Origin of the sequence: Clostridium tertium, from assembly GCF_017873245.1 — a bacterium.
In the GTDB taxonomy this organism is placed as follows: Bacteria; Bacillota; Clostridia; order Clostridiales; family Clostridiaceae; genus Clostridium; species Clostridium tertium.
On sequence record NZ_JAGGJY010000004.1, the window covers coordinates 41,344 to 65,068 of the forward strand.

19 protein-coding genes, 2 riboswitches and 1 other annotated feature are annotated in these 23,725 nt (G+C 28.9%); of the genes, 6 read left to right on the forward strand and 13 right to left on the reverse strand.

Going from position 1 to position 23,725, the window contains the following annotated elements:
* Positions 1 to 20 precede the first annotated feature (20 nt).
* Entirely contained in the window at positions 21 to 1,241 is a 1,221-nt protein-coding gene (locus tag J2Z25_RS06585) for a NupC/NupG family nucleoside CNT transporter (RefSeq protein ID WP_008681618.1), read from the forward strand.
* Positions 1,242 to 1,313: 72 nt separating this feature from the next.
* Here J2Z25_RS06585 and J2Z25_RS06590 read toward each other — a convergent pair whose 3' ends face one another.
* Positions 1,314 to 2,390 (reverse strand): M24 family metallopeptidase, encoded by a 1,077-nt coding sequence (locus J2Z25_RS06590; protein ID WP_209739235.1) that lies wholly within the window; start codon positions 2,388 to 2,390, stop codon positions 1,314 to 1,316.
* A gap of 289 nt (positions 2,391 to 2,679) precedes the next feature.
* On the opposite strand from J2Z25_RS06590, the gene J2Z25_RS06595 reads away from it, so the two are divergent.
* Positions 2,680 to 3,378 carry a metallophosphoesterase family protein gene (locus J2Z25_RS06595; protein ID WP_209739237.1) on the forward strand — a complete coding sequence of 233 codons (699 nt, stop codon included), beginning with the start codon at positions 2,680 to 2,682 and terminating at the stop codon, positions 3,376 to 3,378.
* 42 nt (positions 3,379 to 3,420) lie between these two features.
* Here the strand turns inward: J2Z25_RS06595 and J2Z25_RS06600 are convergent, their stop codons facing one another.
* Positions 3,421 to 3,858, reverse strand: coding sequence for a cytochrome b5-like heme/steroid binding domain-containing protein (locus J2Z25_RS06600; RefSeq protein WP_209739239.1), 438 nt, complete (start codon positions 3,856 to 3,858; stop codon positions 3,421 to 3,423).
* 94 nt (positions 3,859 to 3,952) lie between these two features.
* Positions 3,953 to 4,252 (forward strand) — a binding site (T-box leader).
* 53 nt (positions 4,253 to 4,305) lie between these two features.
* Between J2Z25_RS06600 and asnS the strand changes: the two genes are divergently transcribed.
* Both asnS and J2Z25_RS18570 read left to right on the forward strand, forming a co-directional pair.
* Positions 4,306 to 5,700, forward strand: a complete 1,395-nt coding sequence (gene asnS, locus J2Z25_RS06605; protein WP_209739242.1) for an asparagine--tRNA ligase — start codon at positions 4,306 to 4,308, stop codon at positions 5,698 to 5,700.
* 115 nt (positions 5,701 to 5,815) lie between these two features.
* Positions 5,816 to 6,511 (forward strand): CDGSH iron-sulfur domain-containing protein, encoded by a 696-nt coding sequence (locus tag J2Z25_RS18570; RefSeq protein WP_008681578.1) that lies wholly within the window; start codon positions 5,816 to 5,818, stop codon positions 6,509 to 6,511.
* Positions 6,512 to 6,551: 40 nt separating this feature from the next.
* Here J2Z25_RS18570 and J2Z25_RS06615 read toward each other — a convergent pair whose 3' ends face one another.
* From J2Z25_RS06615 to xylA, 8 genes are all read right to left on the reverse strand, one after another.
* Positions 6,552 to 7,781 (reverse strand): chloride channel protein, encoded by a 1,230-nt coding sequence (locus tag J2Z25_RS06615; protein WP_209739244.1) that lies wholly within the window; start codon positions 7,779 to 7,781, stop codon positions 6,552 to 6,554.
* Between the two features lie 62 nt (positions 7,782 to 7,843).
* A riboswitch (Fluoride riboswitch) is annotated at positions 7,844 to 7,916 on the reverse strand.
* Between the two features lie 57 nt (positions 7,917 to 7,973).
* Positions 7,974 to 9,428, reverse strand: a complete 1,455-nt coding sequence (gene xylB, locus J2Z25_RS06620; RefSeq protein ID WP_195623979.1) for a xylulokinase — start codon at positions 9,426 to 9,428, stop codon at positions 7,974 to 7,976.
* A gap of 55 nt (positions 9,429 to 9,483) precedes the next feature.
* A complete protein-coding gene (locus J2Z25_RS06625) occupies positions 9,484 to 9,960 on the reverse strand; it encodes a PTS sugar transporter subunit IIB (protein WP_008681572.1) in 477 nt (158 codons plus the stop codon).
* Between the two features lie 12 nt (positions 9,961 to 9,972).
* On the reverse strand, positions 9,973 to 10,773 hold the full coding sequence (locus tag J2Z25_RS06630) for a PTS system mannose/fructose/sorbose family transporter subunit IID (protein ID WP_008681571.1): 801 nt from the start codon (positions 10,771 to 10,773) through the stop codon (positions 9,973 to 9,975).
* Positions 10,766 to 11,545, reverse strand: coding sequence for a PTS mannose/fructose/sorbose/N-acetylgalactosamine transporter subunit IIC (locus tag J2Z25_RS06635; RefSeq protein WP_008681569.1), 780 nt, complete (start codon positions 11,543 to 11,545; stop codon positions 10,766 to 10,768). Before J2Z25_RS06635 ends, J2Z25_RS06630 begins: the two co-directional genes overlap by 8 nt.
* Positions 11,546 to 11,559: 14 nt before the next feature.
* The gene (locus J2Z25_RS06640; protein WP_008681567.1) at positions 11,560 to 11,976 is read right to left on the reverse strand and encodes a PTS sugar transporter subunit IIA; all 417 of its coding nucleotides are present in this window, start codon (positions 11,974 to 11,976) and stop codon (positions 11,560 to 11,562) included.
* 14 nt (positions 11,977 to 11,990) lie between these two features.
* Entirely contained in the window at positions 11,991 to 14,033 is a 2,043-nt protein-coding gene (locus J2Z25_RS06645) for a glycoside hydrolase family 31 protein (RefSeq protein ID WP_209739246.1), read from the reverse strand.
* A 12-nt stretch (positions 14,034 to 14,045) separates the two neighbouring features.
* Complete coding sequence (gene xylA, locus J2Z25_RS06650) at positions 14,046 to 15,353, reverse strand: xylose isomerase (protein ID WP_008681562.1); 1,308 nt, start codon at positions 15,351 to 15,353, stop codon at positions 14,046 to 14,048.
* A 201-nt stretch (positions 15,354 to 15,554) separates the two neighbouring features.
* Between xylA and J2Z25_RS06655 the strand changes: the two genes are divergently transcribed.
* Positions 15,555 to 16,703, forward strand: coding sequence for an ROK family transcriptional regulator (locus tag J2Z25_RS06655; RefSeq protein ID WP_097033565.1), 1,149 nt, complete (start codon positions 15,555 to 15,557; stop codon positions 16,701 to 16,703).
* Positions 16,704 to 17,042: 339 nt separating this feature from the next.
* Here J2Z25_RS06655 and J2Z25_RS06660 read toward each other — a convergent pair whose 3' ends face one another.
* Positions 17,043 to 18,539 carry an SIR2 family protein gene (locus J2Z25_RS06660; RefSeq protein ID WP_209739248.1) on the reverse strand — a complete coding sequence of 499 codons (1,497 nt, stop codon included), beginning with the start codon at positions 18,537 to 18,539 and terminating at the stop codon, positions 17,043 to 17,045.
* A 145-nt stretch (positions 18,540 to 18,684) separates the two neighbouring features.
* Positions 18,685 to 20,160, reverse strand: a complete 1,476-nt coding sequence (locus J2Z25_RS06665; protein WP_209739250.1) for a leucyl aminopeptidase — start codon at positions 20,158 to 20,160, stop codon at positions 18,685 to 18,687.
* A gap of 526 nt (positions 20,161 to 20,686) precedes the next feature.
* Between J2Z25_RS06665 and J2Z25_RS06670 the strand changes: the two genes are divergently transcribed.
* Positions 20,687 to 22,627, forward strand: a complete 1,941-nt coding sequence (locus J2Z25_RS06670; protein WP_245173132.1) for a penicillin-binding transpeptidase domain-containing protein — start codon at positions 20,687 to 20,689, stop codon at positions 22,625 to 22,627.
* Between the two features lie 149 nt (positions 22,628 to 22,776).
* Here J2Z25_RS06670 and J2Z25_RS06675 read toward each other — a convergent pair whose 3' ends face one another.
* Positions 22,777 to 23,349 (reverse strand): xanthine phosphoribosyltransferase, encoded by a 573-nt coding sequence (locus J2Z25_RS06675; RefSeq protein ID WP_099346353.1) that lies wholly within the window; start codon positions 23,347 to 23,349, stop codon positions 22,777 to 22,779.
* Between the two features lie 90 nt (positions 23,350 to 23,439).
* Positions 23,440 to 23,541, reverse strand: a riboswitch (purine riboswitch).
* Between the last annotated feature and the right edge of the window lie 184 nt (positions 23,542 to 23,725).

The window sequence follows — 23,725 nt, forward strand, 5'->3', positions numbered from 1 at the left end:
TAAACAAAGGAGAAATTAAATTGAATAGATTTGTTGGAATAATAGGAGTTATAGTTATAATTGGAATAGCCTTTTTGCTGTCTGAAAACAAAAAGAAAATCAATTGGAAGCTAGTAATAGCTGGATTAGGCTTACAAATAGTATTTGCAATATTGATCTTAAAAGTTCCAGTTGGTAGAACAATTTTTGAAGGTGCAAGTAGTGCAATAACAAAATTATTAGATTTTACTAAGGAAGGAACAGATTTTTTATTTGGTCCACTTGCTGACACTAATGGAATAGGATTTGTATGGGTTGTTCAAATATTACCTACGATAATATTCTTTTCTGCATTAATGGGAGTACTATACTACCTTGGAGTAATGCAATTTATAGTTAAATTTATTGCTAAGTTCATTGGAAAACTACTTGGAACTAGTGGTTCTGAAACTTTAAGTGCAGTTGGTAATATTTTTCTTGGTCAAACAGAGGCACCACTTCTTGTTAAACCTTTTGTTAAAGATATGACTAGATCAGAGCTTTTAGCTATAATGGTTGGTGGAATGGCTACTGTTGCTGGTGGCGTTATGGCAGGCTATGTTGCAATGGGTGTAAATGCAGGCCATTTATTAGCTGCAAGCATTATGGCTGCTCCTGCGGGATTAATACTTGCAAAAATTTTAGTTCCAGAAACAGAAGAAAGTAAAACTAAAAACTCAACTGATATCTCAGTTGAAAATACAGCTTCTAATATCGTTGAGGCTGCTGCCAATGGAGCAAGTGATGGGCTAGGATTAGCATTAAATGTTGCTGCTATGTTACTTGCATTTATAGCATTATTAGCCCTTATTAATTTTATAATTGGAGCTATTGGAGGTTTATTTGGATTCCCAGAATTAAGTTTTCAGTGGATTCTAGGAAAGTTATTCTCCCCATTAGCTTTTGTTATGGGAGTTCCTACTGTTGATATATCAGCAGCTGGAAGTTTACTTGGTCAAAAAATAATATTAAACGAATTTGTTGCTTATTCTGAACTTGCAAATTTAATAACTCTTGATGTATTACAACCAAAAACTGTAATGATATTAACATATGCATTATGTGGATTTGCCAACTTTAGTTCTATAGCAATACAAATAGCAGGTATAGGTGGTTTAGCTCCTGATAAAAAGGGAACTATTGCAAAACTAGGATTTAAGGCTCTTATTGGTGGGGTACTTGCTACATGCTTAACTGCAACTATAGCAGGTATATTATTTTAAATAAAAATCTTAAAATTAACTATGAAATTTATTAAAGAGGTGTATCAAATATGTTTGATGCACCTCTTTAATTTAGATTATAGTTATATCCTTTGTTACTGAATTTAAAACTTCACATCCATCTTTAGTTACTAATACTAAGTCTTCTATTCTTACACCAAAGTCATCCTTTAAATATATTCCTGGTTCAATTGAAAATATCATTCCAGCTTTAATTTCCTCATGATTTGATGAACTAACGTCTCCAAAATCATGATCTTCTATTCCAATACTGTGCCCTGTTCTGTGAGTAAAATATTCTCCATAACCAGCATATTCAATATAATCTCTTGCTGCCTTATCTATATCGGAGAACTTCATTCCTTCTTTAACCTTACTTATAGCATTTAAATTTGCTTCTTTAACTATATTATAAATTTTTGCATGTCTTTCACTTGGTGCTTCACCAAAAAATACAGTTCTAGTCATATCTGAACAATATGAATTATATACTCCACCTATATCTATAACTATGCTATGTCCCTTTTTTATAGTATCATTGCTAGAATGATGATGGGGATCTGCTCCATTAGGGCTAACAGCAATTATTGGCGAAAATGAAAATTCATTTACTCCATGCTTTTCATATAAATCTACTAATAAATTAGCATAATACTTCTCTGTCTCTCCCTCTTCTAATCTGTTCCATAATTCACGCATAACTTTATCATTTATTTTTGAAGATTTTTTCATCAATGCAATTTCTTCTTCATCCTTTATCATTCTTAATCTATCAATAATAGGTGATGAATTAACGAAAGCTTTTGCCCCTTTATTATCCATAAGTTTTATTAAGAAATGTGCAGGCCAATTTTTATCCACACCTAATGTACTTTCTTTATCCACAATTGTGCATAATATTTTTATTGGATCTTCAATGTCTGTGTACCAAACTAAATCTACTCCTAGGTCTTCATATATAGGAAATAGCTTATTAACTACAAGTTTATGATTTCCTTTTGTATTTAAATATAATGCTATCATTCTTTCTCCAGGAGAAAACCACTTTCCAGTTAAATAAAAAATAGCTGGAGGAGATGATATAATCATTTGATTTAATCCTTGCTCTTCCATCGCTTTTAAAACATTGTTGACTCTATTTAATTTCATATACTTTACCTCCTAATTTTTTTCTATAAATATAATATACCTCATCATATAAATAATATCTATTTATAATAATATTATTAAATTTATTTATAGCAAATATTTTAAATGATATAATATATATTATGTGATTGGTATTATTAATAATTGATTTATAAATATATTTTATTTTCCTTAAATAAATCTATTTATTATAATATTATTTTTAATTATGTAGATTATTAATTAAAATATGTATATTTAAATGCAATAATAAAATTGACATTCTATATTTATTGAGGAGGCTTATCTTATGAAAATAGCTGCAATTTCAGATATACACGGAAATATTTACTCACTAATGAAGGTATTAGAAGATATTGATGAACAAAAAGTAGATTTAGTAATTTGTCTTGGAGATTTAGTTGGCTATGGTCCTCATCCAAACGAAGTTATTGCTTTAATCAAAATAAGAGAAATTCATTGTATAAAAGGAAATTATGATGCTTCTGTAGTTGATGGTGGATTTACATTTATAAGAGATACTAGCATTAATTCCTTTGCACTCCCTTGGGCATGCGAAGAAGTTAGGGCATCAAATAAATATTATTTATCACAATTACCAACATATTTAGATTATGATATTAATGGTGTTAAAATTAAATTTACTCACGGTAGTCCAAATGCTATAAATGAATACCTATTTGAAGATAAAGAAAATACTGAAAAAGTAATGAGTAAATTAGAAGAAGATATTTTAGTTTGTGCTCATACTCATATCCCTTCCTATAAGAAATTTAATAATAAAATATTTATAAATGTAGGAAGTGTTGGTAAACCCAAAATAGGCCGTCCAAACGCAACTTATTGCATAATTAATATTGATGAAAGTAAAAATGTAGATGTTAAATTTAGAGAGTTAGAATATGAATTCAAAAGAATAGTAAAAGATTCGCAAATGCTTAATTTTCCTGCTCAATTGGTTTCTTCTTATGAAAGTGGAACTGAATAAAATAAAAAAATTGCTACGATTTAATATCGTAGCAATTTTTTATTACTCTTCCCAGGTACATTTTTCCTTATAATTCATTAAACCTACTACTCTTAATTTTGATAAAATACTTTTATCTCCATCATGACAACTTTTAAAAACCTTACTATAATCAGCCCCTGCCTTAATTCCAAAATGCTTGCCATCTTTCCACTGAGGTATATCACGCATATCATATATAGTTCCATCTACTGCAATATATGCTGGCATTCCATTTTCTCCATTATATAAAGCTAATTCCGACTCAGTTAATTGAAGTAATTCACTATTTTTTTTTTTGTTATAAAAACTTACTTCTTCTAAATATGAATTAATTTGATTACAAACTCTCTCCATCACATTCAATATATTTTCTTTGTATTCCTTTGGATATGTTACTAACATACTTTTTAGCTGATTTAATTCAATAAATTTTTCTTCTAGAAACCCCTTATAACCCATATAATCCTCCATAAAATATTACCTAAAATTATCTTATGATTTAAAGTTGCAAATGTTAGTGAATTGGTGTAAAATCGTAATAAACATTATAAAATTTATTACTATGATGAGAAGAGTAGCTATATGGAAGTAGTCTTAGCGAGTAAGGAATGGTGTAAGCCTTATACGAAGCCTTTAGTGAAGAACATCTCTGAGTTTCTAACCGAACAAGTGAAAATAATCACCTTACTTATTCAAGGTGTAAATTAGACTAATTAAAACTTTAGTCTCACTTAAGTAGACTTAGACGGATTCAAACCGTTATTATTTGAATGACATTACTTGTGTCAGTAGAGTGGCTATTTATATGATAGCAATCTGGGTGGTACCGCGAAATTATCCTTTCGTCCCTATTTTAGGGATGAAAGGTTTTTTATTTTACAAAAAATTATAGTAGGAGGAACAATAATGGATAAAGTAATTTTAGTAAAATCACTTTACAGAAATCAAGATGAATATTTATCTAAAGAAATAAAAATTTCTGGTTGGATAAGAACCTTAAGAGCATCAAATGCTTTTGGATTTATTGAAGTAAATGACGGTACATTTTTTAAGAATGTTCAAGTAGTTTTTGATAATAAACTTGATAACTTTAAAGATGTATCAAAATTGCCTATTAGCTCATCAATAACAGTTATAGGTACTTTAGTTGCTACTCCAGAAGCTAAGCAACCATTTGAAATTCAAGCTAAAGAAATAGTTATAGAAGGTTTATCACAATCAGACTATCCACTTCAAAAGAAAAGACATACTTTTGAATACCTTAGAACTATTGCTCATTTAAGACCAAGAAGTAATGCATTTTCAGCTGTATTTAGAGTACGTTCAGTAGCAGCTTATGCTATCCACAAATTCTTCCAAGAAAGAGGATTTGTTTACACTCATACTCCATTAATAACTGGAAGTGACTGTGAAGGTGCTGGAGAAATGTTTAGAGTAACTACTTTAGACCTACACAATGTTCCAAAAACTGAAGAAGGTGCAATAGACTTTAAGCAAGATTTCTTTGGTAAAGAAAGTAACTTAACAGTATCAGGACAATTAAATGCTGAATGTTATGCTTTAGCATTTAGAAATGTTTATACTTTTGGACCTACTTTCAGAGCTGAAAATTCTAATACAGCAAGACATGCAGCTGAGTTCTGGATGATAGAACCTGAAATAGCATTTGCTGATTTACAAGATGATATGGAATTAGCTGAAGATATGCTTAAATATGTTTTAGAATATGTTTTAGCTGAATGTCCAGAAGAAATGGCTTTCTTCAATCAATTTGTTGATAAGGGTATCCTAGACAGATTAAATCATGTTATGACATCTGACTTTGGAAAAGTAACTTATACCGAAGCAGTTGAAATATTAAAGAAAGCTGATAAGAAGTTTGAATACCCTGTTGAATGGGGAATAGATTTACAAACAGAACATGAAAGATATCTTACTGAAGAACACTTTAAGAAACCTGTATTTGTAACTGATTATCCAAAGGATATTAAAGCTTTCTATATGAGATTAAATGATGATGGAAAGACAGTTGCTGCAACAGATCTTTTAGTTCCAGGTATAGGAGAACTTATAGGTGGTAGCCAAAGAGAAGAAAGATTAGACATCTTAACTAAGAGAATGGCTGAACTTGGACTTAAGGAAGAAGATTACTGGTGGTATCTAGAGCTTAGAAAATATGGAGAAACTAAGCACGCTGGATTTGGATTAGGATTTGAAAGACTTATTATGTATATTACAGGTATGTCAAACATCAGAGACGTAATCCCATTCCCAAGAACTACAGGACAATCTGAATTTTAGTAAAAAACTCCTAGTAAATATTATATTTACTAGGAGTTTTCATATATAAAATTATAGAAGTTTTATTAAAATTATCACTTTATATACGAAATTATAAATATAAAGGAGGTTACCAATGAATTATTATGAAAATACTGAAGAAAATTTAACTCTTATTTGTTCAGAATGTAAATTTTATGAGACTAAAGATTGTATTAAATCAAAATGTAACATAGGATTTGCTTTAAATGCTATAAAAGCTTCAAATCCAAATTCTATTCAAATTATTGCTGATGGACAAAAATTAATACCAAAGAACGATACTAAATTATACAATAAAAATCTTATAGCTAAAGGTATTGCGAGTGTTTGTAAGATATGTAAAGAATGTAATAAAGGACATGATGATAACTGTACTATTTCTTTAGCTAGAAAGTCTTTAGAACATACTTATTTAAGTGATGATGTTGATTTTCCTGGAAGTGTTTTGATGTATTTATTTAATGTATCTAAACAAGATCAGGACCTTGCTGATAAAATAAAATCTGAGTATGATTCAATAGTTAAACAACCTAAAGAAGAGGTTGTTATGGACAAGTCTTCCGTAGCTAAAAAACACCCTATATTAGTTGATTTAAAAGAAAATCAAACTTACTTTTGGTGTACATGTGGAAAAAGTTCTAACTTACCATTTTGTAACGGTGCTCATGTTGGAACTAATTTTTCACCTTTAACTTTTACTTCTAAAAAGACTGAAAAAGCTCATTTATGTGCTTGTAATCATACTAAAAATGCACCATTTTGTGATGGATCTCATTTAAAACTAGTTTAAAATAATTTATAAAGGAAGTGCATAACACTTCCTTTATAAATTATTTTTCTATATTCTCTAGAGATATCCCTTTATGTTTTTCTAGTCTTTTTAACTTAGGAGTAGTAATAATTTGTGCTCCATAAATCCCATTATGTCCTATTACATAATAGCTAATAAACGCTCCAATTATATAGTAAGGAACAGCTTCTGATCCAAACAAATTAATTCCCAGCATAATTGTAGTAAGTGGAGTATTAGTAGCACTCCCAAAAACACAAATCATCCCAATAGCTGCTAATAATGAAGGCTCTATATTAGTTAAATTACCTATAGCACCACCTAAAGAAGCTCCTATATCAAATAGCGGAGTAACCTCTCCTCCTTGGAATCCAGCTCCTAATGTTAGTATTGTTAATATTAATTTCTTTATTGGATCTAAAAGAGTTGCATTTCCTGAAAATCCAATATCTATAAGCCAAGTACTTAATCCTTCAAACTTATATAATTTAAATAATACAATTACTAATAAAACTACTATTGAAGATATTATTGCTCTATATATATTATTTTTTATATTTTTACTATAAAATCCTTTAACAAAATGAATGCCTTTTGCAAACATCCTTCCAAAAACTCCAAATAATATTGACGATATTATTAATACTAATAATGTGTGCAAAGAAATACTAGGTATAGATTTTATTAAATGACTTGTATGACTTATTCCTAATGATTCTGTAACAAAATTAGCTGTATATGATCCTATAAAACAATATATCATTGCTTCATAGCTAAGCTTTCCTATAAAACATACTTCCATACCAAAAAATGTACCAGCAAGCGGTGTTCCAAAGACTGAGCCAAATGCAGCACTTATTCCTGACATAATTAGAATTCTTTTCTCCTTATGCTCCATTTTGAAAATGTTAGCTAATTTATTTGTCAAGGCTCCTCCTATTTGAACCGCTGTACCTTCTCTTCCCGCTGATCCTCCAGATAAATGCGTTAATACAGTAAAAATAAATGTCAAGAATACCATTATAAATGGAACTTTTACCTCCTTATGAACACTTTCAATAATTAAATTGTTTCCTCTATTAGATCCATTCCCATACTTTGAATATGTATATGCTGTTAATACTCCTATTATAGGAATTAAAAAAATTATATAAGGAAATCCCTCTCTTAAGGTTGTAACGAATTCTAATGATCTTAAAAATATAGCTGATATAATTCCCATTATAATTGACACTATAATTGTACAAGTTGTTAATTTAAAAATTCTCATATTACGCATACCTTTCTAATGATTAATTTCTTAAAAAATAAAAAAGACTATGACTCTACGATTAAATCATAGAAGTCATTAGTCTTACTTGACGGTTTAGATTTCTCATGGGAGAACTTCATTCCCAAAAATTATTCACATTTTCTTTAAACATTATAATACTATTACTTATAAAAATCAATCTATGCTTATCTATATATTTTTTATATTGTCATATATTTTTCTATAGCGAATATAAATTTCTTTATATGCTTCTACTGCTTCTTCATTTGGATAATAACATTCTTTTTCTTTTACTATTACTTTTACAGCATCTTCAAAAGAAACGAACCATCCTAATGAAACAGCAGCTATTATTGTAGCTCCAAGAGATGGACCTTCTTCTATTTTCAAAGATATTACCTTCTTATTAAATACATTAGCTTGTATTTGAAGCCAATCCTTAGACTTAGCTCCTCCTCCTACTGAAATTATTTCTCTATCACTATCATCTTCATATATGCTAAAGCAATCTTTTAATGAGAATGTTATTCCTTCAATTACCGCTCTTGCAAAATGATTTAAATCATGGCTTTTATCTATTCCTATGAAGGTTCCTCTTATATTACTATCTGCATAAGGTGTTCTTTCTCCAACTATATAAGGAGCAAATAATAATCCATTAGATCCTTCTTTAACATTAGATACTCCGCTTAAAAGTTCATCAAAATCTTTATCCTTTGCAAAGGTATTTCTAAACCAGCTTAAAGAATCTCCAGCAGAAAGAGTTACCCCCATTGAGTAACAGCTATTTGGTAGTACATTATTAAACATGTGAAGTTTTCCACCATAGTTCTTATACTCTTCTTCATATTTTAAATATACACCTGAAGTTCCTATACTTAATAAATCTCTATTTTTATTTATTATTCCTGATCCTAAAGCTGAGCAAGGATTGTCTGATCCTGCTGGGAAGATTTTAATACTTCCTTTGGCATTTAACTTTTCCTTTAATTCTTCATTTAATTCTCCAACACATTCAGTTGAATTATATATCTTAGGATATTTATTTAAATCTAAATCTAAAAGATTTGCTATTTCCTCAGACCATTTTCCTTCTTTAATATTTAACATTTGTGTTCCAGCTGCATCAGATATATCTGTACATATGTTACCTGTATATTTAAATACTAAATAATCTTTAGGTAAACAGAACTTTTTAGTCTTTTCCCAATTTCCAGGTTCATTTTCTTTTACCCATAATACCTTTGGAAGCGTAAATCCTTCAAGGCTTTTATTCCCTGTGATTTCAATTACTTTTTCTCCAAAGTTATTCATTATATATTCACATTGCTTAGTTGTTCTTGTATCATTCCATAGAATACTTCTTCTTATAGGTTTATTTTCATTATCTAATAATACTAAGCTATGCATTTGACCTGATATACTTATAGCTCTTAATCCAGCTCCACCTAAATCATTAGTTATCTTTTCCAAAACCTTAACTGAAGCATTATACCAATCTTCTGGCTCTTGTTCAGAATGTCCATCTCTATTATTGTATAAAGGATAACTTTCCGAATGCTTCAATACTACTTCTCCAGCTTTATCTAAAGCTATCCCCTTGATAGAACCTGTTCCTAAATCTAAACCTATAACATATTCCATAAAAATATCCTCCTATATTAATAAATTAGGGAGACTTTATTGTCTCCCTTAAATCTTATAGATACTCCTTTAAATAAACTAATGGATCTGTAGGAGTCATTATTGCTGTAACTTCAACTCCTCTATCTATTAATTCTTTAAATGCTTCCTTTTCTTCTGGTGTAACACTTACAGATGGTCTTATAACTTCTGTATTTGATTTAGAAGACATATTACCTACATTAATCTTCTTAATATCTAATCCATTTTTAACAAGATAAAGTAAATCTAATGGTGATTTTACAACAATAAACACTTTTTGTCCTTCATATTTTCCTGAAGAAATATTTTTTAAAGCTGTTTCTCTAGTTATGATAGATGTACTTACATTTGATGGTGCTGCCATTCTTAATACTGATTTTTGCAAATCATTATTAGCTACCTCATCATTAATAACCATTATTCTAGTTGCTCCTAAATTGTTTGTCCACATTGTAGCAACTTGGCCATGTATTAATCTATCGTCTATTCTTATATGAATTATCCCTTTCATTTATTATCCCCCCTAAACAAGTACTCCTAGTGCATGTAAAATTATTGACATTACTATTACTAATAATATTAAATATGTTGGTTTAACTTTTTTACCTAGTAAATAATACATTAAGCCAACTATAGCTGCTGGAATTAATCCTGGCATTATTTGATCTAATATACTTTGTCCAGTCATTTCAATTTCACCTTGAACAAAGCTAAAACCTACAGTTGCTCTTATAACAGTAGACATAAGTCCACCTACAACCATTAATCCTAAAATTGAAGTTGCTTTAGTAATTGATTTCATTTTACTTTCTAAAGCATTTACTAACTTAGTTCCTGAAAAATAACCTGCTTTAAATAAAGGAAAACTAAGCATTTTTATAGCAATACTTACTGCTATCCATAAGAATATTCCTGCTGGATTTCCTTCTATAGCCATATTTGCAGCTATTGCTCCAAATATAGTCCAAGGAATAACAACACATAAGCTATCTCCTAATCCTGCTAAAGGTCCCATTAAACCACTCTTAATTGAACTTACTGCTTCAGCAGCATTATTCTTTTCTTTTTCTTCAATAGCTATGTTTAAACCAAAAACATAAGGAGCTACCCATGGATTTGTATTAAAAAACTGTAAATGTCTCTTAACTGCATCTTGTAATCCATCTGGATCATTTCTATAGGTAAATTTTAAAAATGGTAATATTGCATAACAATAAGCCAATGCTTGCATTTTTTCATAGTTAGATGATACACTGCTTGTAAATATCCATCTTAATAAAACTTTACTACGTATTTTTTTTGGTGTAAGTTCATTATTACTCATCTTCGTCCATACCTCCTACTGGAGAAACAACTGTAGCTTCTCTATCATTATCTCTTTTAAATTCAATTAATGCTATAGCTGCTGCTATAAGTGCAACTCCTAATAAAGGAAGTTTTAAATATATAGTAACTACAAATCCTATTAAAAGATATGCAAAGTAATCTTTTGTAGGAAGATTCTTTAATAGTAAAGCTATACCAACCGCTGGTAAAATTCCACCTGCAACTTGAAGACCACCTAATAACCATTCTGGACTCTTATCTATTAATGCATTTACTAAATCCGGGCCAAATATAGTAGCTAATAATATTGGAACTCCTGTTGTAGCACAAGTTAAAACAACTCCTAACATTTGCATTCTAGCAATTCCATTGTATTCCCTTTTATCTGCATATTTTTCAGCTTGATGTGCTAACCAAACGCCCATTGTATTTCTTAATACATCTAATTGAACCATTAAAAGCGCTACTGGAATACCAATAGTTATTCCAACATTAGGATCTTGACCTGTTGAAACAGTTATAAATGTCGCAACAACACTTGCTGTTTGATAGTCAGGTATTGATGCTCCACCAAAGTTACTTATACCTAAGGACATTAATTGTAATGTACCTCCTATAAATAATCCTGTTTTAACATCTCCCATTATTAATCCAACAATAAATCCTGCTGTAACTGGTTGATATGTACCGAACATAGTACTATTTTTTTCATAGTTGATAAAGAATCCATATAAAACAATTAATATTAATTGCCAAGCTTGAACTTCCATTCTTCCATCTCCTTTTATTCATCATCATTATTATTTATTTGGTTTTTAAATTCTTCCGATAAAATATTTATAACGTTCATATTTTTGATATTTTCAATTTCTTCTGAAACTGAAAGGCTAGTACTATTTAATAATGCATCTAAGAATATTGGTACATTTACTCCTGCTACTATATCTACATCTCCGTTTATTAAACCTATGTTGTTTGTGCAAACATTAAATGGTGTTCCATGAAATAAATCTACTAATATAAGAACATTAGAATCACTAATTTCATTAAATATCGAGATAATCTTATTCTGAAAATTATCTATTCCACTTTCATCTAGAATTACTTTATATACGTTTTCAGTGTCTTTTGTAAAGAAATGAATTGTATCTAAAATTCCGTTAGCAAAATTTCCATGTGATGCTAAAACTATTTTATACACTTTTATCTCACCTCCTATAAGAATAAATTTTTAATATATGAATCTTCCTTACAAAGTACAGGAATACTATCTAGAGGTGCGTCAATAACAACAAATTGTCCACCCTCATATACTTTTTCTGTATTAATATCAACCCATCTATTTCCAATTGGTAAATAAACTTTCCTTTGTCTATCTTTATAATACATAATTGGTGCTACAAGTAATTCTGATCCAAACATATATTGATTATCTACTGTCCAAGCTACTTCATCTTTAGGATAATCATAAAAAACAGGTCTCATTATTGGTTCACCAGAATTATGAGTTTCATTAAATAACTGTGATATATATCCTTTTAACTTTTCTCTTATCTTTATATACTTAACAAATATCTTTTGAGCTTCTTCACCATATGACCAAATCTCATTATCTGCACCACTTTCACATTGACCTCCACCATCTGTTCCAAGTGCCTTTTTGTGAGGTTGTCTATCTCCGTGCATTCTAAGAATTGGTGAGAATGTTGCATATTGGAACCACCTTATCATTAACTCTCTAAATTCCGGATTATTAATATTTCCTCCATGGAATCCCCCTATATCAGTTGTCCACCATGGATTTCCTGCAATACTCATGTTTAATCCTGTATTAACTTGGTTTCTAAATGCTCCAAAGCTAGAATCTATATCTCCAGACCATACCAAAGTTCCATACTTTTGGCTTCCAGCCCAACACCCTCTAATTAATGTTACAGGAGTCTTATTTTCTTTTGCTAATCCGTCATATACAATTTTAGAGAATTCATTAGGGTATAAGTTACCTACTTTTAAGTCAGTTCCTAAATGATATCTATAGTTATCAAAATCATATAATGCATATCCAGGCTCAGCTACATCAAGCCAGAACATAGATATTCCATTATCATAATAGTTCTTCTTTAATCTCTCCCAAACATAGTCTCTTGTTTCAGGGTTAGTTGGATCTATGAATACAGTGTTACTTAACTGTTGCATTGTAATCCTTACGCCCCTATTAACTTTAACTAATAAACCCTTTTCAATAGCTTCATTATAATTTTTAGCATTTTGAGATATTGTTGGCCATACAGAAATCATTGTTTCTATACCCATTTCTTTTAGCTCATCTACCATCTTTTGTGGATCCGGCCAGTATCTCTTATCAAAATCATAATGTCCTTGTTCTGTCCAATGGAAAAAATCTATTACTAAAACTGATGGGGTAATACCTAGCGCTTTATATTTTTTAGCTACTTCTAAAACTTCTTCTTGTGTTTGATATCTCATTTTACTTTGCCATAATCCTAATAAATTTTCTGGCATTTCAGGTGCTCTACCAATAACACTTGTATAGTTTTCTATTATCTTTTTAGGAGTATCTTCTGATGTTATCCAGTAATCTAAATAATCAGTAGATTTCATAGTCCATTCTGTTATATTTTTTGCGAAATTTACTTCTCCAATACCTGGATTATTCCATAAAAATCCATATTTTTTGTTTGATATATAAAATGGAACTGTTAACTGGCTATTTCTATGGGCTAATTCTAATTTGCAATACTTTAAATCTAAGAATGATTGTTGATATTGACCCATTCCAAATATTTTTTCATTTGGAGCTGACTCAAATCTTTGAGTCAGCTTATAATCTCCATTTAAAGAAGGGGTAAACTCTCTAGCTCTTAACTTTAAAGTACATGAAAATCCAGTGATACTTTTTACACTAACATCTTCGTTACCCATATCATTAGCAACAGCTCTTTCTCTAATGTATTCTTCTAACAATACTTCATCTTTACCATTTTTAAATACTATTCTATTTCTATTAGTTACATAAGCTTTAATATTTCCATTAATAATTTCTGCTTCATTTAACTCTTCAAATATTTTTATATCTGCTTCATTATTTTTTATTTCTTCTGTTAAAGCATTTTCATATTGAGGTATACTTCCATAAGGTGTTGATCTAACTCTAAAGCTATTTTTCCCCCATGGTTCTATACATAGTATTTCATTATCGTATTTGCGAAAAAGCTTGTTTCCAATGGTATAAAACATTGTCTTCCTCCTTTAATAAATATAATCATTAAGTTTAGATTTTACATATTCAATATGTGATGATTCATTATCAACTTCTTTTATTGATAATGCATAGTTAGTAAGTGATTCTAAATTCTCTTGATTATTTAATAAATTTTTACCTAAATCACTTTTATAAGATGAATATCTTTCCTTTTTAAGATTATCTAGATATTCGCTTTCAATTATTTTTGCCGCAGCCTTTAATCCTCTTGCATACGTATCCATTCCTGCTATGTGAGCTATAAATAGATCTTCTTGTTCAAAAGAACTTCTTCTAACTTTTGCATCAAAGTTTATACCACCATCATGTAATCCACCGTTCTTTAATATTTCTATCATGACTAGCGTAGTATCATAAAGATTAGTTGGGAATTCATCAGTATCCCACCCCAATAATGAATCTCCTTGGTTTGCATCTATTGAGCCTAATGCATTATAGTTTCTTGCTATATTTAATTCATGTTCAAAAGTATGTCCAGCTAACATCGCATGATTTGCTTCTATATTTAATTTAAAATCTTCCATTAAGCCATATCTTTGTAAAAATGCTAATGTTGTTGCTGAATCAAAATCATATTGATGTGTCATTGGCTCTTTTGGTTTTGGCTCTATTAGGAAAGTTAATTTATGATTAATCTTTTTTGTATAAGCTACTGCCATTTTATAAAGCCTTGCTATATTTTCTTCTTCAAATTTAATATCTGTATTTAAAAAACTTTCATATCCTTCTCTTCCACCCCAAAATACGAAGTTCTTACCTCCAAGTTTTTTACTTATATCTATTCCTTTTTTAACCTGAGCTGCTGAAATTGCATAAACATCTAAGTTAGGACTTGAAGCTGCTCCATTAACATATATTGGATTAGAATGTCTATCTGCTGTATTCCATAAAAGTTTAACACCTGTCTTGTCCATTTTTTCTTTCATATAATCAGTTATAACATCTAAGTTATGAAAAAATTCTTCTAAGCTATTTCCAAATGGAGCTATATCCATGTCATGAAAACAAAAATATTCAACTCCTAATTTTTCAAAAAATTCGAAAGCTGCATCTACTTTATTCATAGCAGTTTTCATTGGATCTTCTGTATTCCAGTTTCTTATATTGGTTGATTTTCCAAAAGGGTCTGATCCATCCTGATTAAATGTGTGCCAATAGGCTATTGCAAATTTAAGATGTTCTTTCATAGGTTTTCCCATTACTATTTCTTCTGGATTATAATGATGGAAAGCAAACATATTGTTACTATTTGGTCCTTCATATTTTATTTTTTTTATATTGCTAAAGTACTCCATATCTACACCTCTTTTAATTAGTTAGTTTTCCTATCTAACTTAATAATACATCCATATTTTTCTCGTGTCAATGTTTACATTTAAAATTTTTTAAAAATTTTAAAACTTTTCTTTATTTATAATTTTATAAAACTATTCCTTTTGAACTTTTTGTATTGCTATGCTATATTATTTTATGAGTACTTAAAGAAGGGGAATAAAATGGATAATAAGTTTAATATAAGAAAATTTAATATAGTTGAAATACTAAATCTTTTATTTAAGAAACCTAATATTTCTAGAATAGATATTTCAAAGCTAATCAATCTTAACAAAGCAAGTGTCTCTGAAATAGTATCTCTCTTAGTTGAGAAAAATTTAGTTAGTGAAATTGGTACTGGTAGTAGTAGTTCTAGCGGAGGAAGAAAACCTATTTTACTTAAAATCAATGAAAAGGCAGGGTGTAGCTTAGGAATCGACTTAGGAATTGACTATGTTAGTTTCTTACTTACTGATTTAAATAGAAATGTATTATTTTATGATTATTATGAAGAAATAATTAATAAAAATAATGTAATCGAAATTATTGTAAAAGTAATCACTTCACTAGAAAATGTTTTTAAAGAATATGAATACGGATTAATAGGTGCAACATTAGCTGTGCATGGTAGAGTTTTTGATAATAAAATTAAGTTTACTCCTTACTATGATTTAGATGAAATAGACTTGGTAGAAGATTTATCTTTGCTAATGCCTAATATTAACTTTTATATAGAAAATGAATCTAATCTAGCAGCTGTTGGTGAATTTGAAAATTCTATAGATCCATTAGATAATGCAGTAGTTATTAATGTTCATTCTGGTATAGGTGCAGGAATAATAATTAATAGCAAGTTATATACTGGTTTTGAAGGACACGCAGGAGAAATAGGTCATATTGTCCTTGTTCCTAATGGGAAAGAATGTCCTTGTGGAAATAAAGGATGCTTTGAACAGTATTGTTCATTGCCTGCTTTATTAGAAGATTTTAATAGTAAGTCATATTTAAAGATACGTACTATAAAAGAACTTTGTGATTTATATAATTCAAATGACAAAATAGCTGTGGATACAATAACAAAAAATATTGAACTTATGTCCATTGGAATATCTAATATATTTAATTTATTTGCTGCTGATAATATATTTATTCATAGTGAAATAACTCATTATATTCCAGATTATCTAACTTTAATTAATAATAAGATAAATACAATATTCTCTAAAGCTATTACCATTTTACCAAACGAATTAGATAACAAATCTAATTTGTTCGGAGGAGTAAATAGATGTATATATAACTTTTTCGAAGAATTTCTAGATATTATATAAGATACACTAAAATAATCCATAGCATTTTCATATTTAAAATATTATCTTTATTAACATAATAGACAATAGGTAGCTCTGTATAATTATCATTTTGTTTACTTTAAATCTTTCATAAACTCCTTTTTATACTTTGAAGCAATATATTGACTTAAATTTCTTATTTAACTGCTCTAATGCTTCTTTTAAATCAAAAAGTTTTTGTTTCTTTTATTGATACTTTTAATATATCAAATTATAAAAATTCTTTGTATTTTATCTATGAAATTATAAAAAAGCTAAAATATAAAGAGTAAAAATAAGTAGGATATTATATACTACTTATTTTTATTTTTCTAAAATTTATATATCCCTAATTCTATCTATTATATCTGAAATTTCATCATAATCTTCTACCCATATAATATTTATTCCTAATTGTTCAAAAGCTGTTTCATGTAATTCATTATTTATATTATTAAATGATTTAAGAATATCCTTATTTATATTAGTATCCTCTATGGATATCTTAAAATCCTTTTTTCTCATAATTGCATAATGTTTTCTAAGCTTATTTTTTCTATTACTTATTGATAGAAGCCTTCTTAAGTTGGGGTCTGTTAAAGATAATCCAATCATCAATGTTGTATTTTCCCTTAAAAAGTTTAGTTGAGTAATATTAGTCCAAGAATATGGATCATTATATAGGCTATGGTATCTATCTTCAGAAAATACTAATAATCCTTCTGATAATTGTTCATATTTATCAGGATTTCGTGGTAAAAATCCATGCACATGATAAATTCCTAGCTTGTCTGAAATTGAATAATCTAATTCACTATATAAAGAATGATATTCTATACCATGTTTATTAAAATTATATTCTAGTAAATCATCAAAGTTATATGTAACAATAGCTTTAATTCCAGTTCCATTATCTTTTGCTAAACATAATTTTGAAATACTATTTAATAAATTTGAATTTCCATTACCACTATTAATATTTTTATATAATAATTGTGCTAAACTTTCTTCAAATGTCTCTCCTAATGCTGATTTTATAAGTGCAGATTGCAGTAAAGGGGATTTATTATTCGTTTCTTTCATTTTCTTTATAATAAATTCTTTTTCTTCAGAAGTTATGTTTATATTCTTTTCTTCTAATTCCTTCATTATCATAAGTATTAATAAATCAGACATTAAATCGTTCCAATCACCTATCCCAGCTTCCTTAGATACCCCTGCTCCTAAAAATAAAACTAAATCATCTCTACTATATATTTTTTTAAGTTCATTTATTCGTTCTTCTCTTAGTTTCTTCCATCTATCATTATCCTGATTTAACGCTTCAGTTACTAAGTCACTTACTAAAAATTCCACTACTTTCGAAAAATCACCATTTCTAAAATTATTAAATTTATTATCAATTTTACATAACTCATCCAATCCCCATACTTTCACCTGATAATTTATTTCTTCCTTATATATCATCTCCAATATGGATAACTCTTCATGAGTAAATTCATTTCCAAATACTAATAACACACTTTTTATAGGTAATTTTGAATCTTCTATTGAGTTATTTATATTTTCAATAAGCTCTTTATCCAATCTAAAGTAATCATCTTTATTTTTATGCAGCCTTACTTCTATAATTGTCTGGCCATTTAGTCCAGCTATCCCATCCGGTATAATTGCATTAATAACCAAAAACTTTCCTACTTTAATGTTTTTATTTAAAGCTACTTTATTTTCTTCCTCTAATTTCTTGTTTATAGAATTTAAAACTAGTGATTCAAAATAATACACAATATTATTTAAAGTTTTATTACTAGTAACATTTTTATTTTCACCATACATACTCTAGCACCCTTTTTCTTCATAACTTTATTTATATTTTGCTTTATTATTAAATTTATTATAAAAAAATCCTATAAAGTACTTCTAAAAAGTCTACTTTATAGGATTAGTTCAATAATATAAAAATCTTTATTCTATATTATAATTATTTACTTCTTCTCTTTGCTAATTCATATAATGTATGAACTGGAGCACCTGTTCCACCTTTTACACATAAATCACTATTACTTGAAGCCCAAGCTGTTCCTGCTATATCTAAATGCAACCATGGCTTATCTTGTACAAATGCTTCTATAAATAGTCCAGCAGTTATTGTACCTGCAAATCTTCCACCACTATTTTTTAAATCTGCTATGTCAGATTTAATTAATTTTTTATAATCATCAAATGCAGGTAATTGCCACATCTTTTCTCCAGTATATTCTGAAGCTGATTTTAATTCATTAAAGAATTTATCATTATTTGTAACTACCGCTGTTGTAGTTTCTCCTAATGCAACTAAAGCTGCACCTGTTAATGTAGCCAAATCTATAACTTCATCAACTTTTTCCTCTGTTATTATATAATGCACAGCATCTACTAAAGTTAATCTTCCTTCAGCATCTGTATTAACAACTTCTATAGTCTTACCAGCCATAGTTCCAATTACTTCACCTGGCTTATATGCATCCCCAGATATTAAGTTTTCACAAGCTGCTATAACTGCTACTACATTAAGCTTTAAACCTCTTTTTGCAATAATTGACATAGCCCCTATAACAGAAGCTGCTCCACCCATATCTGACTTCATATCTAGCATACTATCAGTTGGCTTTATTGAGTATCCACCTGAATCATAAGTTAAGCCTTTTCCTACTAATCCAAGAACCTTATCTTTATTATCCTTATCTCCAAAGTATCTCATAACTATAAGCTTTGGTTCTTTTGTAGATCCTTTAGCTACATTATAAAAAGCTTCCATGTTTAGTTCTTTAATTTTTTCTACTCCATGAACTTCTACTTCAAATCCACTTTCAGCTCCAACTTCAACCGCTTTATTAGCTAAAGTTTCTGGATAAATTACATTTGATGGTTCATTAACTAAATCTCTAGCAACTATAATTCCATTTGCTATTTCTTTACCTTCTTCAACTGCAGTTAATATCTCTGGAGTTGCTTCCTTAATTCCGCATCTTCCAATTGATACTTCTAATTCTTTTTCTTCTTTTTTATCAGTCTTATATTTGTTAAATGTATATTCTGATAAAAATGCTGCAATTTCTGCATTTTTAATTAACTCTTCAACTTCTATTGTTTCAGTCTTTGGAAGTCTTAAGAACACTGAGTTCACTTTTAATTCCTTAGCTTTTTTGATGGCTTTTGCAGTTGCTTTTCTTACTACATCAACAGTGAATTGTTCCTCTTTTCCTAATCCTACTAAAATAATTGTTTGAATTGATTCATTAGAATCTATTGTAAATGTATATAATTCTCCATCCTTACCATTAAATAAATTTCTGCTTTGTGCTAAAACAACATGTCTATTTATTTCTTCTTTTGATAAGTTAATATTGTTTTCAAATAAATAAAATACTTTTACATCTCCTTGAGAGCATGTAAAGCCTCTATATGATATCTTCATTTAATCACCTCGTCTAAAACTATCTTTTAATCATAATACCACTATTATAAAATCTATTCAATGGATAATAATTATTATTTGTTTGAAAAAATATTTAATTCTAAGAATTTTTTTATTTTGTTGTATAAAAACTTTATTTCTGTAAATAATACTAATGTAGATACAAAACCTGTTTAATACAGGTCCCATCCCCCATTTATTTATAAAGCGCTTCGGCGCTTTTTTATTTTATAAATTATCTTAAGAATTCAAATATTTTATAGTATATAAAGCTTTCCTAAAATATTCTTTTATAATTTCTTTTCTAAATAGGTCAAATTTAAATCTAGTAAACTTATTGTTTAAATATATCTTTAATTTATTTATCTAAAATATATAAAATTATGTAAACCTATTAATTTAAATGATATAATTTATAGTAAATTCTAATAATTTATGAAGGGTTGAGGAAAACATGAAAAATAGAAAGATAATAATACCTATACTACTATTGTCATTTATACTATTACTCAGTGGATGTTCAAAAATGGATAAAGCTCAAAAAGCTTATGATAACTACACTGAAAAATGGGTTCAAAGTGACTATTCAGGTATGTATCAAATGCTAACAAATGATTCGAAATCAACTATATCAGAAGAAGATTTTACTACACGATATACTAATATATTTTCTGCAATAAATGCTAATAATTTATCATTAGAGCTTTCTGGGGATAAAGAAAAATCTGATAATCAAATTATTATTCCATTTAATCTGACTATGAACACCTTAGCAGGTGATGTTACTCTTGAAGATTATAAATTAATATTAGTTAAAGAAGAGAAAGAATATAAAGTAAAATGGGATGAAAGTTTAATTTTCCCTCAAATGACTAAAGATGATAAGGTAAGAATAAGTACTATTCCATCAAAAAGAGGAAGTATACTTGATAAAGATGGTAATCCATTAGCTAAAGATGGAACAATTAATACAATAGGAATTTATCCAGCTAAGTTCAATTCGTCAAACATAGATACTAAAATAACCGAAATAGCTAATATTCTAGATATTAGTGAAGAAAATATAAAGAATAAGCTTGAAGCAAATACTAATCCTGAACAACTTATTCCATTGGTTGATATATTACAAAATGACCCTAAAATTCTCAAATTAATTAATAGAGACGATGAAGGAATATTAATTCAACCTAAATCTGGTAGAGTTTATGCAGGCGGTGAAGCCTTTGGACGATTAATAGGGTACATCGGAAGTATAACAGCTGAAGAACTTGAAGCTAATAAAGATAAAGATTATCATGATACAAGCCTTATAGGTAAAGCTGGCTTAGAGCAAGTTTATGAAGATACATTAAGAAGCAAAGATTCAGCTGAAATATATATAGAGCGTGGAGAAGAAAAAATAACTATTGCAAAAAAAGATGGTGAAGATGGAAAAGATATAAAAACTTCTATAGATTCTGATCTACAAAATAAAATATATAGTGAAATGACTGGTGAAAGGGGAGCTGCTACTGCAGTTAATCCTAAAACTGGTGAGATATTAGCTATGATAAGTGCCCCTTCATTTGATTCAAATGTATTTACAACTTATGTAACTAAAACTCAAAAAACAAAATGGGAAGAAACAAATAATGCTGATGAAATAAATAGATTTAATAAAACATATTCTCCTGGATCAACTATGAAACTTTTAACCGCTTCAATAGGATTAAAAAACGGTGTTATAGATCCTAATGCTACAAGAGATATTAAGGGATTAGGCTGGCAAAAAGATGGGTCTTGGGGAGACTTTGAAATAACTAGAGTAACTGATCCCGGTAGCCCTGTAAATCTAAAAGATGCAGTTAATCATTCAGATAATATTTACTTTGGACAAGTAGCTCTAGAATTAGGTAATGAGAAGTTTATAAATGGAATCAAAGATTTCGGAATTGGCGAAGAATTAAGCTTTGAATATCCTATGCAAGAATCCCAAATTTCCAATGATGGAGATTTAAGTAGAGAAATTTTACTAGCAGATACCGGATATGGACAAGGTGAAATCATGGTTACTCCTTTGCATGTAGCTTTATCTTATAGTGCATTAGCTAATAATGGAGATATAATGCAACCAAGATTAGTAGTAAGTGAAAATTCTGAAGCTAAGGTTTGGAAGCAAGGTGCAATAGCCAAAGAAAATTTACCAATATTAATAGATTCATTTACAGCGTTAATCAATGATGCTGGTGCAACAATTCCCGATGGCGCTGTACCTGGATTTAGAGTTGCAGGTAAAACAGGTACTGCTGAAATAAAAAAATCTCAAGACGATACATCTGGAACTGAAAATGGTTGGTTTGTATCTGTTGATCCAGATACATCTAAAATTTCTATATCAATGATTATTGAAAATGTTAAGGATAGAGGCCATAGTCATGTAACTGTACCTAAGGTTAGAAATGTTATGGAATACTACCTTAATAAATAATGAAGAAGTGAAAAAATTAAGGAATGAAATAATTTTAGTGGAATCTCAAACATTTGTTTGAGATTCTTTATTGTATTTAGAATACCACAGGTTCAACATGTGCTATTCTAAATACAAAAATAAAACTCAGCTTCCGCTGAGTTTCTTCTCTACTTAAATACTACTTTATTATCTTCAAACTTATCGATTATAGCTAAAGACTCAACTCTAGCCCCCATACCTTCTAATACACTTCTTCCTTCTTGGAAGCCTTTTTCTATAACTATTCCTACTCCAACTAAATTAGCCCCCGATTGCTTAACTATATCAATCATTCCCTTAGCTGCACAACCCATTGCTAAAAAGTCATCTATTATTAATATGTTTTCGCCTTCATTTAAGAACTGTTTTCCAACTCTAACTTTATATGTCTTTTTCTTAGTAAATGAATGTACCTCTGATTCATATACATCTTTATCAAGATTTAAGCTTTCTGTTTTCTTTGCAAAAACTACTGGCGCATAATTAAAGTATTGGGATGCTATAGCAGCTATTCCTATTCCTGATGCTTCGATTGTAAGAATTTTATCTATTTTTTCGCCATTAAATCTTTCTCTAAAAGCTTCTCCTACTTCATTTAAAAATTTTATATCCATTTGGTGATTTAAAAAACAATCAACCTTTAATATATTTCCTTCTCTTACTTTTCCTTCATTAAGTATCTTTTCTTTTAACTTTTCCATATAATTATCCCCTTTATTACTTTTTCTATAGTATTCTTAAAAAGCTTGTCCTATTTGATAATTCAAGTAACAAAGCCAAAATAAACTACATGGCAATAATCGAATCTTCGTAGTTAGGATATTTACGGTTTCCTAGTAGAAACACTTGAACCATATCTTCAAGCATATACGAATACTATATGTTTATTTTTTTATCTATTATAACACTATTGTTATATTTTGCGAAGCAAAATAGTGAAGAGTGAAATAGTTAATAGGGAAAAAGTTAAGGAGAAAATCCTTACAGGACTTTTTTTAATAAAAGGTGCTTTGCACTTATAGATTAAATTTTGCGTAGCAAAATATCCTAAGCTTTTCACTCTTTCACTCCTAACTT

Excerpts from the sequence above, each read along its gene's own strand:
- J2Z25_RS06590 (WP_209739235.1), bottom strand. The coding sequence starts at position 2,390 with ATGAAATTAAATAGAGTCAACAATGTTTTAAAAGCGATGGAAGAGCAA.
- J2Z25_RS06595 (WP_209739237.1), top strand. The coding sequence starts at position 2,680 with ATGAAAATAGCTGCAATTTCAGATATACACGGAAATATTTACTCACTA.
- J2Z25_RS06600 (WP_209739239.1), bottom strand. The coding sequence starts at position 3,858 with ATGGGTTATAAGGGGTTTCTAGAAGAAAAATTTATTGAATTAAATCAG.
- asnS (WP_209739242.1), top strand. The coding sequence starts at position 4,306 with ATGGATAAAGTAATTTTAGTAAAATCACTTTACAGAAATCAAGATGAA.
- J2Z25_RS18570 (WP_008681578.1), top strand. The coding sequence starts at position 5,816 with ATGAATTATTATGAAAATACTGAAGAAAATTTAACTCTTATTTGTTCA.
- J2Z25_RS06615 (WP_209739244.1), bottom strand. The coding sequence starts at position 7,781 with ATGAGAATTTTTAAATTAACAACTTGTACAATTATAGTGTCAATTATA.
- xylB (WP_195623979.1), bottom strand. The coding sequence starts at position 9,428 with ATGGAATATGTTATAGGTTTAGATTTAGGAACAGGTTCTATCAAGGGG.
- J2Z25_RS06625 (WP_008681572.1), bottom strand. The coding sequence starts at position 9,960 with ATGAAAGGGATAATTCATATAAGAATAGACGATAGATTAATACATGGC.
- J2Z25_RS06630 (WP_008681571.1), bottom strand. The coding sequence starts at position 10,773 with ATGAGTAATAATGAACTTACACCAAAAAAAATACGTAGTAAAGTTTTA.
- J2Z25_RS06635 (WP_008681569.1), bottom strand. The coding sequence starts at position 11,545 with ATGGAAGTTCAAGCTTGGCAATTAATATTAATTGTTTTATATGGATTC.
- J2Z25_RS06645 (WP_209739246.1), bottom strand. The coding sequence starts at position 14,033 with ATGTTTTATACCATTGGAAACAAGCTTTTTCGCAAATACGATAATGAA.
- xylA (WP_008681562.1), bottom strand. The coding sequence starts at position 15,353 with ATGGAGTACTTTAGCAATATAAAAAAAATAAAATATGAAGGACCAAAT.
- J2Z25_RS06655 (WP_097033565.1), top strand. The coding sequence starts at position 15,555 with ATGGATAATAAGTTTAATATAAGAAAATTTAATATAGTTGAAATACTA.
- J2Z25_RS06660 (WP_209739248.1), bottom strand. The coding sequence starts at position 18,539 with ATGTATGGTGAAAATAAAAATGTTACTAGTAATAAAACTTTAAATAAT.
- J2Z25_RS06665 (WP_209739250.1), bottom strand. The coding sequence starts at position 20,160 with ATGAAGATATCATATAGAGGCTTTACATGCTCTCAAGGAGATGTAAAA.
- J2Z25_RS06670 (WP_245173132.1), top strand. The coding sequence starts at position 20,687 with ATGGATAAAGCTCAAAAAGCTTATGATAACTACACTGAAAAATGGGTT.
- J2Z25_RS06675 (WP_099346353.1), bottom strand. The coding sequence starts at position 23,349 with ATGGAAAAGTTAAAAGAAAAGATACTTAATGAAGGAAAAGTAAGAGAA.